14 protein-coding genes are annotated in these 14,908 nt (G+C 35.5%); 7 read left to right on the forward strand and 7 right to left on the reverse strand.

Going from position 1 to position 14,908, the window contains the following annotated elements:
• The first annotated feature begins 19 nt into the window (after window positions 1-19).
• The 4 genes from ACUN26_RS11595 to lsrF are packed head-to-tail and all read left to right on the forward strand — an operon-like array spanning window position 20 to window position 3,709.
• Window positions 20-985, forward strand: coding sequence for a sugar-binding transcriptional regulator (locus tag ACUN26_RS11595; RefSeq protein ID WP_002038949.1), 966 nt, complete (start codon window positions 20-22; stop codon window positions 983-985).
• Entirely contained in the window at window positions 970-2,532 is a 1,563-nt protein-coding gene (lsrK, locus tag ACUN26_RS11600) for an autoinducer-2 kinase (protein WP_000105706.1), read from the forward strand. The genes ACUN26_RS11595 and lsrK overlap by 16 nt, the downstream gene beginning before the upstream one ends.
• Window positions 2,533-2,557: 25 nt before the next feature.
• Complete coding sequence (locus ACUN26_RS11605) at window positions 2,558-2,920, forward strand: cupin domain-containing protein (protein ID WP_001224016.1); 363 nt, start codon at window positions 2,558-2,560, stop codon at window positions 2,918-2,920.
• Between the two features lie 6 nt (window positions 2,921-2,926).
• The gene (lsrF, locus tag ACUN26_RS11610; protein WP_000219772.1) at window positions 2,927-3,709 is read left to right on the forward strand and encodes a 3-hydroxy-5-phosphonooxypentane-2,4-dione thiolase; all 783 of its coding nucleotides are present in this window, start codon (window positions 2,927-2,929) and stop codon (window positions 3,707-3,709) included.
• A gap of 122 nt (window positions 3,710-3,831) precedes the next feature.
• Here lsrF and ACUN26_RS11615 read toward each other — a convergent pair whose 3' ends face one another.
• The 6 genes from ACUN26_RS11615 to ACUN26_RS11640 form a co-directional block, all read right to left on the reverse strand.
• Complete coding sequence (locus ACUN26_RS11615) at window positions 3,832-4,335, reverse strand: GNAT family N-acetyltransferase (RefSeq protein ID WP_000204930.1); 504 nt, start codon at window positions 4,333-4,335, stop codon at window positions 3,832-3,834.
• A 312-nt stretch (window positions 4,336-4,647) separates the two neighbouring features.
• The gene (locus ACUN26_RS11620) at window positions 4,648-5,043 is read right to left on the reverse strand and encodes a VOC family protein (protein ID WP_000773071.1); all 396 of its coding nucleotides are present in this window, start codon (window positions 5,041-5,043) and stop codon (window positions 4,648-4,650) included.
• Window positions 5,044-5,269: 226 nt separating this feature from the next.
• Window positions 5,270-5,977: a nucleotidyltransferase family protein gene (locus tag ACUN26_RS11625; protein WP_000572074.1), complete on the reverse strand. Its 708-nt coding sequence runs from the start codon at window positions 5,975-5,977 to the stop codon at window positions 5,270-5,272.
• Window positions 5,978-6,046: 69 nt separating this feature from the next.
• Window positions 6,047-6,373: a heme-degrading monooxygenase HmoA gene (gene hmoA / locus ACUN26_RS11630; RefSeq protein WP_000469501.1), complete on the reverse strand. Its 327-nt coding sequence runs from the start codon at window positions 6,371-6,373 to the stop codon at window positions 6,047-6,049.
• Between the two features lie 97 nt (window positions 6,374-6,470).
• Window positions 6,471-7,685 (reverse strand): MFS transporter, encoded by a 1,215-nt coding sequence (locus ACUN26_RS11635; RefSeq protein ID WP_000843817.1) that lies wholly within the window; start codon window positions 7,683-7,685, stop codon window positions 6,471-6,473.
• A 57-nt stretch (window positions 7,686-7,742) separates the two neighbouring features.
• A complete protein-coding gene (locus ACUN26_RS11640) occupies window positions 7,743-8,786 on the reverse strand; it encodes an ArsR/SmtB family transcription factor (protein WP_000451626.1) in 1,044 nt (347 codons plus the stop codon).
• A gap of 254 nt (window positions 8,787-9,040) precedes the next feature.
• On the opposite strand from ACUN26_RS11640, the gene ACUN26_RS11645 reads away from it, so the two are divergent.
• Window positions 9,041-9,376, forward strand: a complete 336-nt coding sequence (locus ACUN26_RS11645) for a hypothetical protein (protein ID WP_000414475.1) — start codon at window positions 9,041-9,043, stop codon at window positions 9,374-9,376.
• A gap of 436 nt (window positions 9,377-9,812) precedes the next feature.
• Here the strand turns inward: ACUN26_RS11645 and ACUN26_RS11650 are convergent, their stop codons facing one another.
• On the reverse strand, window positions 9,813-12,104 hold the full coding sequence (locus ACUN26_RS11650; RefSeq protein WP_000817452.1) for a glycoside hydrolase family 3 C-terminal domain-containing protein: 2,292 nt from the start codon (window positions 12,102-12,104) through the stop codon (window positions 9,813-9,815).
• Between the two features lie 136 nt (window positions 12,105-12,240).
• On the opposite strand from ACUN26_RS11650, the gene ACUN26_RS11655 reads away from it, so the two are divergent.
• The gene (locus ACUN26_RS11655) at window positions 12,241-13,476 is read left to right on the forward strand and encodes a helix-turn-helix domain-containing protein (protein WP_000995839.1); all 1,236 of its coding nucleotides are present in this window, start codon (window positions 12,241-12,243) and stop codon (window positions 13,474-13,476) included.
• A 212-nt stretch (window positions 13,477-13,688) separates the two neighbouring features.
• Window positions 13,689-14,882 (forward strand): nucleoside transporter C-terminal domain-containing protein, encoded by a 1,194-nt coding sequence (locus ACUN26_RS11660; RefSeq protein ID WP_000545491.1) that lies wholly within the window; start codon window positions 13,689-13,691, stop codon window positions 14,880-14,882.
• Window positions 14,883-14,908: the final 26 nt, after the last annotated feature.

The following is a 14,908-nucleotide window of genomic DNA, read 5'->3' on the forward strand; positions in this document are numbered from 1 at the left end:
TTTAAGCATTGGTCAATTGTTGAAAGGGATGAAGAGTATGCCACAGCTGAACTTTGAAGAAAATTTGTTAACAAAAGTCGCTTGGTACTATTATAAAGATCAATTAACACAACAAGAAATCGCTTCACTTCTTCACATTTCAAGAAATAAAGTGGTTCGGTTATTAGATAAGGCGCGCAGTGAAGGAATCGTTACTTTTCACGTAAAAGGGACTGGTTTACACTGTTTGAGCATTGAGCGTGACCTAATGAAAAAATTCAACCTAAAAGATGCTTTCATTATCCCTACTCCAATAGACAATTATGCCACTTCTCTCGGAAAAGCTGCTGCACAATATTTAGAGACTCAGCTCCAGCAAGGCGATTTACTCGGTATTGGCTGGGGAGAAACGATTAGCAAAATGCTAGAAAACATTCATTTTGAAAGTTCTATTAATCTTTCAATCGTAACGCTAACAGGCGGAGTCAACCACTACCTCCCAAGAAAACAAAATTATTTACATTACATGCAAGGTGATCTTCATATTATCCCCACTCCTTTTCTTGCATCTACTACTGAAATGGCAAAAAGTATTTTATCAGAACCGAGTGTGAAAGATATGCTTCATGTCGCTTCACTTGCACAAACGGCAGTTGTCGGTATTGGAGGGTTATCTCAAGATGCTACCATTGTGAGAGAAGAAAAATTAACACTACGTGAAATGACATATATTCGTAGCCAAAACGGTACTGGCGATATTTTAGGACAGTTTTATAATACGAATGGCGATTTATTGGAGCTTCCACATCACAATCGTCTTATTGGTACGCCGCTCTCTATTCTTCGCAATATGAAACATGTCATTGGTGTGGCTGGAGGTACAGAAAAGATAGATGCAATTTATGGTGCCTTAAAAGGAAAGTTCATTCATACATTAATTACAGATGAGGAAACAGCCCTCTCCTTATTACGAAAGGATGGTGATTGTAAATGTCTACTTTATTAGCTTTTGATGCTGGTACGGGAAGTATTCGAGCTGTACTTTTTGATTTACTCGGTAATCAAATTGCGGTCTGTCAAAAAGAATGGGTTCATAAAACCGATCCTCTTTACCCAGGCTCTATGAATTTTGATGTAATTGAAAACTGGGAGCTAGTACAACAGTGCACGAAAGAAGTTCTACAAAAAAGTAATACCTCTCCTTCTTCTATTCAAGCTATTAGCGCTACTAGTATGCGAGAAGGTTTTGTTTTATATGATAAAGATGGGCAAGAAATATGGGCTTGTGCAAATGTTGATGGGCGCGCATCCGCTGAAGTTAGTGAACTAAAAGAAATTCGGTCACATCTTGAAAAAGATTTATATACAAAGTCTGGTCAAACTTTTTCATTAGGTGCTTTACCTCGCCTACTTTGGATTAAAAAACATGAATCCGAAGTCTATAGCAATATTCATTCTTTTACGATGTTAAATGATTGGATTTTATATAAATTAAGCGGCGTACTGCAAATCGACCCTTCAAACGGTTGTACGTCCGGAATTTTTGATTTACACAATAGAACTTGGGATAACGATGTCGCTAAAGAGTGCGGGATAACTTTACCGTTTTCACCAAAAGTAAATGAAGCTGGCACCGTGATTGGTAATGTTACAAAAGAGTGTGCAGCATTAACTGGTTTACGCGAAGGAATTCCTGTAATCGCCGGGGGCGGAGATGCTCAAATGGCATCACTCGGAACTGGAGTCGTGAAGCCTAATCAAACATTAATATGCGGGGGCAGCTTTTGGCAACAAGAAGTGAATATTACTAAACCAATAACAGATCCGCATGCTGCGATTCGCGTAAATTGCCACGTCGTTCCAAACCTATGGCAATATGAAACGATTGCCTTTTTCCCAGGTCTCGTTATGCGCTGGTTTCGAGATGCCTTTTGCCAAGAAGAAAAGAAACTTGCAGAAAAACTCGGTGTAGATGCTTATGAATTGTTAGAAGAACAAGCGAAAGACGTACCGGTCGGTTCACATGGCATTATCCCTACTTTTTCAAACGTCATGAACTACATTTCTTGGCGTCATGCCGCACCTTCTTTTTTAAATTTAAGCTTAGATGCTGACAAATGTGGAAAAAAAGAAATGTTCCGCGCTATCGAAGAAAATGCCGCCTTCGTTACACTTGGTAACTTAAAGTTAATAGAAAATCTAACTGGTACGTTCCCTTCTGAAGTTATTTTTGCTGGCGGCGCCGCTAAAGGAAAACTTTGGCCACAAATTCTTTCAGACGTACTCGGAATTCCTGTTAAAGTACCTGTTGTGAAAGAAGCAGCTGCTTTAGGAACTGCGATTGCTGCTGGTGTTGGTGTTGGCATATATTCATCTATAGGAGAGACTGCCGAACAGTTTGTACAGTGGGAAAACACATTCGAACCAGTTACTGAAAATCACGAACTATATAAGGCGTTCTATGAAACTTGGAAAACTGTGTATGACAGTCAGCTCACTTTAGCTGATATAGGACTTACATCACATATGTGGATCGCACCAGGTGCACTGTAACACATTACATAAAGGAGTGAAATGTATGCGAAAAGCGAATGAAAATGATTTCTCCTATCGCTTCGGTGATAACGGGCCGAAATATTTAATACAAGGTCCAAATATTGATCTTGGCCTTGTTGTCATTCAGCCTGGGCAAGAGTTTCAAAATCATTACCATACAACATGCGAGGAAGTCTTTTATGCATTAGAAGGAGAAATAGACTTCTATGTAAATAATGAAAGAGTTCCAATTAAACAAGGTGATGTCTTACAAGTTCGTCCTCATGAATCTCATTATCTTATTAACCATTCTGACAAACCTTTTAAAGCTGTTTTTATAAAGTCACCACATTTACCAAATAAAGATACTGTACAAACAGAAAATCCAACTTTAACGAAGGAGTGATTTCGAATGACTTGGGGATTTAAAAATCGATTAAATACAATTTTACCTGATGGAAGAGCGGTTATGTTAGCGATCGACCATGGCTATTTTTTAGGACCGATTCACGGACTAGAACAACCATTAGAAACAGTTAAAAACTTACTTCCTTATACAGATTCCCTTTTTTTAACGCGAGGTGTACTTAGCTCTTGTATTCCTGAAAACTGCAGCACACCGATGGTTATGCGTGTATCTGGCGGAGCTACTGTCGTCGGTAAAGATTTAGCGAACGAAACTATTGTTACACCTGTGAAAGAAGCAGTAAAACAAAACGCAATTGGCGTCGGCGTTTCTGTCTTTGTTGGATCAGACTATGAAACACAAACGGTTTCAAATCTCGCAAACGTAGTTTCAGAAGCTCATGATTACGGATTACCAGTTCTCGGCATTACCGCGGTCGCAAAAGAACTACAAAAACGAGAGGCACGCTTCCTCGCACTCGCTTCCCGCGTATGTGTTGAAATGGGTGCTGACATTATTAAAACGTACTACTGCGAAGGATTCGAAAAAATAACGAGCACATGCCCTGCCCCAGTCGTCATCGCCGGTGGACCGAAACTAGATTCAATCGAAGACGCATTAAACATTACGTACAATGCACTGCAAGAAGGTGCAATTGGCGTAGATATGGGCCGAAACATATGGCAATCTGAACATCCAGCTGCAATGATTCAAGCAATACATGGTATTGTGAAGAACGGATTGAATGTGAAAGAGGCGCTGGAATTATATGATGATGTAAAAAACTAAGATAATAGATAGACTATTACACTTAAATATATACAAAATCAATATTTACTATAAGGAAAAGCCCATATCTAACATATGGGCTTTCTTTTACATTTTTAATTGTTCCGAATCTAATCCGATTTCTACAGATCGCGTACGTTCCAAACAATCTCACCTCGTTCACCAAACGTACTGTGATGCCGCTTAAATCCTATCTTTTCTAATACCCGGAAGGACGCCGTATTCCAAGCACCTACAGTTGACCAAAGTCTTTTGCGACCAGTAGCAATCGCAGCCTCCAGTACTGCTGATGCCGCCTCTGTCGCATAACCCATGCGATGAGCACTGCGGAACAACTCATATGCAATCTCCGGCTCTTCAAGCGTGGAACGACCGATAATTAAGCCACAGTATCCGATGAAATCGCCTTCGTCTCGTCTACGAATCGTGAGAAGGGATATGCCATTTTCGGTTGCTTTCTTGCGCTTCTCAATAAGATCGTTACGAACAGATTCAACGGTTGGCATTTCCACTCCACGTTCACCAATTAGTTCTCTAAGCCAGACTGCATCCGATTCCTCCCACATATTCAGGTCGAGTCGTTCCGTTCTTAGATGGAACGCCATATCTTTAAATACAGATGTCATAGTAGTAACCTCCTATTTATATCACTGTACTACTTATAATAGTTTTGTACTGTACCATATGGGAAACCTGCTTGATTCTCTAGATTTTTTGCATTAAGAAACATTATTGCTATTTTATGCATAAGCAATTCCTTTGCAAAATAGACTTTGTTATGAAACTTTATTTCAAATCTATAATATTTAGTTTAAGAGGAATACCCTCTAGTTTATAAACATTTTGATGTTCACTTATCATACAAATAAAATGCTCAAGCCCCTTTCCAAACTGGATAAGGGGCTATATTCACATCTTCAAAACAATTTCTCTTATTGCTATCGAACTTTCTTACCATCTTTATAGTCAAGGCACGATACTTCAATTAACAATCCATTAAACATTGTAAAATAAAAACCATAACTACTACCTCTCATCACATAAGGTGCCTTGTCTATTTCAATGCCCCCAGCTACTAAACGATTATATGATTTATCAACTTCATTTGTAGTTTCCACTAAAAAACCAATATGAAAAGCTTCTGGATACGTAACGTCCTTATTCCCCTTGAATGCTTTTGGATCACTTAATACAAGTATAAATCCACTCTCATCGCTCATCACTACAAGTGCCTTTCCTTTTTGCTCCAAAAATTGAAAATCAAAAAAAGTTTCAAAGAAATGTCTCGCTTCTAATAAATCATCAACACATAAATTCAAATGATTCAACTTCATTCACACATCTCCTTTTAAACAGGGGCTATACAGAAGTATATTGACCCATATTAATAACACCCGAATGTTTAAGGTTGTATTCAAGTGTTCATTTTTTAATAGTTTAATACTTTTTTCTATCGTCTAGAACGTTTTTTCAATGCAACTTTTAAGATACAGTGAATGAAATTATACGAACGATTCGAAACGGAATATCTATTTACCAATAAAATTTAACAATCGTATTCTATTGTTTATTCTCCAAATGAATTAAAATCCACTCAATCAAGAAAACTGCTGAAGAGATTCGCTCTGTCGTGTCACCTAAAAACAGTTTATTTATAAAATCTTCAAAGTGAGTTGGTACTTTGGATAATGTTTCAATATACTTCAAAACAGATCCAGCTGAAGGTACTGGCTTGTTATTAATAGCCCATATTCCCTCTAACAATGTCCAAGTTGATGTTTGAACTATATATGATGCTTTTAACTCATCTTTTGCTTTCAGAGCAGTCTTAATTTTAATTAGCGAACTATGTAACCAATGAGAAATGCCCTTTACTTTATCACTAGCAACTCGATAGTTTTCAAATTTTTGTTTTGCTATTGCCTTTAATTCTTTCAATTCACCGCTTTTATCAAACAAAATTTTCCCTTCTAAAAATGAATATAGTTCCATCTGATTATTTTTAAAGTTTACTTGTATTTGATTAAAATCAGCATACTTATATTCAACTAAAATATCTTCTCTCATTTCAGAATAAAATCGCTTCTTTTGTCCGTCTTCTAAAAGAATATATAAGTCTAAATCCGAATCAGGATATGCATCACCTCTTGCGACAGAACCGATGAGCATAAATCCGGTTACTTTTTCTATAGATAAACATTCGTTTAAAATTATTTCCACTATTTCTTTATGTTTTTCATATGTAATAAATGAAAGGTTTTCTATCACTTACATCCCTCCAGTACTAAAAAAGAGGATACATGTTAATTTCTACAACATGTATCCTCTGCTTATATTTTACGACTGCTGATAAGCCGCTTTCGATGATTTCACATAATAAACACCGTGTTCAACGTTAATGATATGATCTGGTTTTGGTTTACCACGGCCCGCTCTATGTCCAGCTAAATGTTCTTCACTCGTTTCCCAGTTTTTCCATGCCTCTTCAGATTCCCAGCGAATCATAACGACAACTTCTTCATCGCCGCGTCTTACTTTTTTCACAAGAACACTTAAGTCAATGAAGCCTTCAAATTTTTCAATTATACCTTCTCCAGTGAAACGTTCTACAACTATATTTGATGTACCTTCTTTTACAGTAAATGTTTTCGTTTCGATAAACATATATCCCACTCCCTCTTTGTAATTCGAATACTAGTATTCTTCTATTATAGTTGATTATGATAATTATTTTCAATTATAAAGTTTTAAATCTTTTGAATTATGCTGTTTTCTCTTCAACTGCCTCATCTAAAAATTTAAAATATGGGAGTAATATTCCTATTAAAGAAGTGACACATATAATCGCACCGATGATAAGGTATAGCGCTCTAACTCCCCACATTTCACTTAGTATGCCTCCTACTAACACACCTAACGGCATAGCGGATCGTATGAAAAATAGTCGAACTGAAAATACTTTTCCTATCATATTGTTCGGGACAGTTTGTTGGCATATTGTTGTGTTATGAACATTGAAAAATGCGATGCAAACACCTGCAATCACTTCAGTTATTACCGCAATTATTATACTATGATTGAACCCTAGAGAACTGTATGTGAGCCCTCCTATAAACAATCCACCAAGCATAAGTATACGCCGGCTTTTATATGTTACTTTTCCGACTAGTATAGATCCAACTACATAGCCAAGCGGGAAACCAGCCATAAAATAACCAAACTCCGCATATCCTGCGGACAACTCGTCTTTTATATAAGGAAGATTTGTAACCATCGTTACCCCTACTCCAAACTGTACGAAAGTAAGAAATACACCGAGCCAAACGATGATTGGTTTTGTGAAAAAGTATGTAAAACCGTGAAGAAACTGTTCTAGCCACGTTTTTCTCAATTCTTGTTTTACTCTTTTTTCTTTTATGAAAAGTAACAATCCCCCACTAATGAATAGACAAACACAAACGAACAACATTGTTAATTTGATTCCAATGAATGTAATAACGATACCACCTAATAGTGGCGCAAGAAACATCATAAGACGAGTCATTCCATCAATATACGCATTTGCATCTTGAAGTTGTTCTTTACTTACAATGCTCGGTGTAATTGCTTGACTTGCAGGTGTATAAAGCGGTGTAATGAGCCCAATTATAATTTGAACGACATACACGTGCCAAGCTTCTATATTACTAGTAACTACCATGACTAAAGGTAGTAAGAAAACAGATGCCCGCATCCATTGCGAAAAAATCATAATCCACTTTCGGCTCCATTTATCAATAAATGGTCCGCTTATTAGTTGCAGTATGAGAGATGGGATAAAATATAATAACCACATACTACTTAATGCTGTTTTTGATCCCGTTAACTCATAAACAAGAATTGAATTACACAACGTCCCGAAAGCTCCGCCTAATTCCGAAATTGCGCTACCAATCCACATAAAAAAGAATGAACGATTTTTCAATACACTCTTCACTATAGCTCACCAACTTTTCTATTTAATTCCTCCCTTTATGTACATTCTCGTTGTATATTATCTATTTAAAAATACATCTAATTCTTTCGCTAACGACTGCACTGCTTTTTTTCTCAATACATATTTTCCGTCATGTATATCAACTAACTTAGCCGAACGTAATAATTTTAAATGATGATGCACTGTCGATTTACCAAGTTGCAGTCTTTCCGTAATTTCCTGCAATGTACGTTCTTTTTCAAACAACATTTTTACAATTCGTAATCTCGCTTCATCCCCAAGTGCTTTATGTTTTTGAACTAAAAAATAATTCGGCTCATACGGATCTTCTGGATGTATACTTTCATTTGCGACAGGATAATGAAACACTTTCGTATCTTCAATATCAGCTTCTATATTCCACGGCCTGTACGTCAGTTGCGGGATAAGAAGTACGTAATGAACACTTGGCTCTGGCATATAGTTAACGCCACCAGTCGCCCACTCGACAAACTCTTCCGGTTTCATCTTTTTATTCATTTCATTCTTTGCTTCATAGTCTCGCTCTAATATAGAAAGTAATTGCTCTTCCTCTTTTTTAATAACACTCTCATACCATCCTGTCATAACAGCGATAAAATGGTCCTTTAGTTCTTGTATATCACTATTACATATAAAGCTAATATACGTAGAGAAAAACTGATGATCCTGTGTCAGTTCCTTTAATTTTTGTATTGCAGTTACGTCTCCATTTCCTGCTAAACGTCTTTTTTCTTCATACTTCTCTCCTATAAAGGGTAAACATATATACTTTAAATCTTCTTCTGAAAGCGAATCGATATTCGCAATAAACTGTGATAGATTTTGAAAATCACCTTCATACAACAACTGAAGCAGCGCTTTCCACGTATTATGCTCTTCTACAAACTGTAAGTGCTCCCTCATTTCTTCTGTTAATGATTGTCTAATTTCTTCCCATTCGCTTTGGGATTTTTCAAGTGTGTCTATTAACCTTTTATGAGTAATTGCCGCAATGCCAAGTGCACATTCGAAAAGTATCGAATACTTCATTTGAATATGGTACGTTTCCCTCTTTCTACTCGTTACATGAAAGACTTCCATTTGATCCCCTCCTTATTTGCTATATATTTGATTCTACAATTATCGAATAATACCTTCTATATTTTTAGAATTATATTACAATTACCGAAAACTAAAGACTATGATAATCTTTTTAATCCTTACTCCATTAAAACGCCGATTGTTAAATACCTTATTAATAATGGAGGTTCTTTTTTAGCTCTTTTATACGTTGCAGTTCATATTCTTGTTCTACTATAGGGCAGGCATATTGAAGAGAAAGGAGAATGTATTACATGGAGAAAAATAATGTAGGAAGCGTATGTTTATTTTTGCAATTACTAAAGTTAAGAGTACAAAAGATGTTTATTAAAAAAGAATTAAAAAAGTATACTTGGCAACAAACAGTAAAGCGAACGCTTCAAGTACATGATGCCTTACAATCTTCATTAACATCTCTTCAAGAAGCAGAACTGGATCAACCGATTCCTTCTCTACCTGTTTGGCAACAATATATGAATATCCTTTTGCACGATGCTTATCATACAGGACAAATTATACAACTTCGGAAACTCCAAGGTTCATGGCCAACTCATCGTTCTTATTTATATATAATGATTAAAATTGCTTAAGTTTAACATGCCACCAAACAATTGAACGCAGTTAACTGTTACATCAATTTCTCTCCCGTAATTACTACTATTACCCAAGATAAAGTAATAAGAAAAATAGCATCGTAACAGAGGTAGTCTAGATACGAACCGAAAGAAGTGAAAACGTTAGGTTTTATAAAATTACTTTTATTGCTACAGATAATAAGTGGGAATCTACCGAAGGACCTTTTTATATCAATGTCCCACATTACAAAGAACTAAATGGGCCTGCTGTAGATAATGGACAATTATTTGATTTTACATTATCTGAATAAATTCAAAAAAAGCAAATGAGATGCTAGCTCTCATTTGCTTTTTTGTAAATCTATGTTTATTAATAATATAAAATATTAGCCCAAACCAATCGGGTATTTCCAGACCGTAATCCCCCATCTAACTTCTTCACATGCGCCGCTTATTGATTCATTTGCGCATCCTTCAATAGCTCAATTATTTCACTTAACATTTCTTCTGTAAATGCGCCTGCACTAAAGTTTACTAACGCTCGTAACGGCATGTAATTTAGCATAGCATCCATCATTTCAGAGGCATCACTATCCCCTTCAGCCATACTTGCAAACGGGCTGTCTTTTAATGCTTTTTCCATAAGCTCTTTTGCAATTGGTGCTAACATTCGGTCCGCAAATATGTCCCCTAGTAACGTATTCCGATGCACTGTTTTTTTAATTATAGTCGTTGATTGAACGAATATGTTATCTTGTAAAACAATCTCTCTTGAAGACTTTCCTACTAAAATTTCGAATTCACCTGTTTCAACATGCCAGTCCTTCATTTCAACATTATAATAAGCAAATGACCTGTTATTTAAAGTAAAACTAACCGTTTTTTCTTCTCCCGGTTGCAACTCTATTTTTTCAAATCCTTTTAATTCTTTTTCAGGACGAATCATACTACTTTCAACATCTTTTATATACAGCTGAACAATTTCTCTCCCAGCTATACTACCAGCATTTTTCACGTTTACAAGAACAGAAACAGTATCCGTATCTTTTATCTCGTTTTTACTTATTGAAAGTTTACTATACTCAAAGTTTGTATAACTTAACCCAAAGCCAAATGGGAACAATGGTTCAATATTTTTTGCATCATAATAACGGTATCCAACGAACACGCCTTCTTTATATTCTACTTTATCACCTTCACCCGGGAAGTTTAAGTAAGAAGGATTATCGCTTAAAACTTCCGGGAATGTTTCTGCTAGCTTCCCACTTGGATTCGCATCACCAAATAATAAATCAGCAATTGCTCCGCCTAATGCTTGGCCACCTAAATAGCCTTCAAGTATTCCTTTTACTTTACCTATCCATGGCATTTCAATTGGCGCACCATTACTTAAAACTACAACGATATTACTTTGAACTTCAGCAATAGCCTCAATTAATTGCACGTGATTTTCTGGCATTTGTAAATGTTTTCGATCAAAGCCTTCTGATTCATAACGATCTGGAAGCCCAACGAAAAGGACAGCTGTATCTGCGCTCTCAGCTATTTTTTTTGCTTCATTAATCAAGTTTTCATCTACGTCATCGCTTGCAAGATCATAACCTTGTGCAAATAAAATGTTCGTTTTTTCACCTGATACCATTTCAAGTTCTTCAAAAATACTTGCAAGCTTTGTTGGATTAATATGAGAGCTTCCGCCGCCTTGATAACGTGGTTGCTTTGCAAATTCTCCAATTACCGCTACCGTCCCCTCTTTTTTTAGCGGAAGAATGGAATCTTCATTTTGTAACATAACCATACTTTCACTTGCAACTTCCCTTGCAAGCTGATGATGCATGTCCTTACTATACGTAGCGTTTTCTAATTGATTATCATAAGCTTTAAAAATAATGTAAAGAAGACGCTCAACTGCTTGATCAAGCTTTTCTACACTTAGCTCACCACAATGAATTGCATCAATAATTTTCTTCTCACCAATTCCAAAGCTTGAAGGCATTTCTAACTCTAAACCGTTCGCTAAACTTGCAACACGTTCATTTACTGCGCCCCAATCAGATACGACAAAGCCTTCAAATCCCCATTCATCTTTTAAAATATCATGTAACAAATAGTTATTTTCCGAAGCGTATTCACCATTTACTTTATTGTAAGCACTCATTACTGTCCAAGGCTGTGCTTCCTTAATAACATCTTCAAAGCTTGCAAGGTAAATTTCACGTAAAGTTCTTTCATCAACAATTGCATCTACAGACATTCTGCGATGCTCTTGATTATTAGCTGCGAAATGCTTTAATGACGTTCCAATGCCTTGACTTTGGACGCCTTTAACATGATTTATAGCCATTTGCGATGATAAATACGGGTCCTCTGAAAAATATTCAAAATTTCTTCCGCATAGCGGTGAACGTTTAATATTTGCACCTGGTCCAAGGAGAACACCTACATGTTCAGCCTGACATTCTTCTCCTAATGCAACTCCTACTTCATGTATTAAGTCTTTATTCCATGTACTTGCTAACCCTACTGCTGAAGGGAAACAAGTCGATGGAATACTGTTATAAATCCCTAAGTGATCTGCTCCCTCTGCCTGTTTTCTTAGACCATGTGGTCCATCAGTTACCATAATTGATGGAATCCCTAATCGTTCAATCCCTTTTGTATTCCAAAAGTCTAATCCAGAACATAGACTTGCCTTTTCTTCTAGCGTCATTTCAGAAATGATTTTCTTAATATCTCTTTTCATGATAGCCCTCCTAAAAAACATATAAGTAAACGCTTTCTTAATGATATTATAGTTATTATCTTTCAGATATTATGGTATATTTTTTAGACTACTTGTAAAAATTTTAGCTGTTTTTTAAAGAATAGAGGTTAAAATAATGAATTGCTCCAAACGAGAAGATCTATATTATATTTGTAAGCTAGTCTTTGATCTACATAAAACACCTATCTATTTTCTTACTAACAAAGGAGATTTAGTATTTGAAATCTCGTCCAATATTCTGCATAACCCTATGTATTCTTCCAAAGAGGCAATACTGAATGAACTATATAAGGAACAGCCTTCCTATACTTTTCCGTCACTAGTAGAGACCGCCTTTCTCGAAAACTTTTTCGCAATTCATCTGCGTTTGAACGACCAAATTAGTGGGAATATAATTGTTGGACCAGTCCTTTATTCCAGGCTATCAGAAACATCAATTAATGGCATTGTTAATGATCTTCAACTAAAAATAAACAAAGAAGAAATGATTCGATATTATCGTTCTCTACCCGTATTAAATAATATGAGTTTTTTAAATGTAAGTTTAGTGCTTTATTACATGCTATATCAGAAACAGTTGGACATAGCTGATATACTGCAGAAAAACATGCTAATAAAAAAGGCGGAATTCGAAATTGAACAGCCTGATGTACATATATCAGAGCAACGACAAAGTACATTAACTCATATCGATCCACTAGCCGAGAGGAAAATATTTGAATGTATTAAGCAAGGGAAAAAGGAGGAGTTAATTAAAAATCTAAGGAGATTACCTGAATCAGGAGAACTTGGGGTGTTATCAAAGACAAGTCACCTGCGAAGCCAAAAGAATTCTGCCATTGCAGCTATTACACTTGCAACTAGATCTGCTATTGAAGGTGGAGTTTTCCCTGAAATCGCATATACTATTAGTGATTTATTTATACAAAAACTCGAAGAAATACATAAAAATGAAGCAATTCCCCCTTTTTTAGAGAATGCGTTACTTGAGTTTGCAGAACGTGTCAAAAATAGTACAGTGCAGCAACATTCAAAACATATAAACGTATGTCAGAATTATATATTCACTCATCTTTATGGTGATATTACACTAAATATCCTTGCAGAAATAGTCACATTAAACCCTAGTTATTTATCTTCCCTTTTCAAAAAAGAAGTTGGAATTTCTTTAAATGAATATATTCAGCGTGCGAAAGTCGATGAGTCAAAAAAGTTAATGACATATACGAGACATTCTATATCCGAAATTTCTACAGTACTAAATTTTCACGACCAAAGTCATTTTACAAAGGTATTTAAAAAACATACTGGTATTTCGCCTAAACAATTTAAAAATGGATGCAGTTATTAGTTATCCTCCGTTCCGTCAATAGATTTAATTTGTTGCTTTACATTCCTAATACATATACTTTATAAAGCGAAAACATTAATTGTTAGTACATTAATTGAAATAGATGAATGCTAAACATAATTCACATTCTTCATAACTCCTGATTATAATCCAAATTTGGAAGAATAGAGGCTTTTTTATATACAAATAATAAGCCTCAAGGAGTTGTTGACATGCATTTCATATTAAATATGTTAGGGATTTTTGTTGTAATATTAATCGTCTTCCTTTGTTCGCCTAATAAAAGAAAAATAAAATGGAGACCAATCGTTATTCTAATCATATTGGAGCTTTTTATTACGTGGTTTATGTTAGGCACCAAATTGGGCAGTATTATTATTAATAAAATTGCGTCATTTTTCAGTTGGCTACTATCGTGCGCGAATGAAGGTATTCGTTTTGCATTTCCTTCAGCTATGGAAAATCAAACAGTTGATTTCTTCTTTAGTGCCTTACTTCCTATCATTTTTGTTATCACTTTTTTTGATATCCTTTCCTACTTTGGAGTCTTAACTTGGATCATTGATAAAGTTGGTGCACTTATTTCTAAGATTTCTCGTTTACCAAAGTTAGAAAGTTTCTTTTCCATTCAAATGATGTTTTTAGGAAATACGGAAGCACTTGCGGTTGTTCGTGATCAATTATCTGTTTTAAAAGAAAATCGTTTGTTGACTTTTGGAATTATGAGTATGAGTAGTGTCAGCGGATCCATTCTTGGTGCTTATCTATCAATGGTTCCAGCAACATATATTTTCAGCGCTATTCCTTTAAACTGTATTAACGCATTAATTTTAGCTAATGTTTTAAATCCTATTGAAGTTACGAAAGAAGAAGATGTTGTTTATAAACCTTCAAAAAATGAAAAAAAAGATTTCTTTTCTACTATTTCAAACAGTATGTTAGTCGGAATGAATATGGTAATCGTTATTTTAGCTATGGTAATTGGATATGTAGCTTTAACAGCATGTTTAAATGGTATTTTAAGCTTTTTTGTAGCAGGTTTAACAATTCAAAAAATCTTCTCCATTATCTTTAGCCCCTTTGCTTTTTTACTCGGTTTAACAGGTAAAGATGCTATGTATGTAGCTGAATTAATGGGAATCAAAATCACAACGAATGAATTTGTTGCCATGATGGATTTAAAATCAAACTTAAAGTCTTTACAACCGCATACGATTGCTGTTGCAACTACATTTCTAGCCTCTTTTGCTAACTTTAGTACAGTAGGTATGATATACGGAACTTACAATTCATTATTTGGCGGAGAAAAATCATCAATAATCGGTAAAAATGTTTGGAAGCTTCTTGTTAGCGGAATGGCTGTTTCCTTGTTAAGCGCTATGCTCGTGGGGCTTTTTGTGTGGTAAATCAATACTTATAATAACGAAAGACA

The sequence above is a fragment of the Bacillus sp. WC2503 genome, assembly GCF_052682895.1.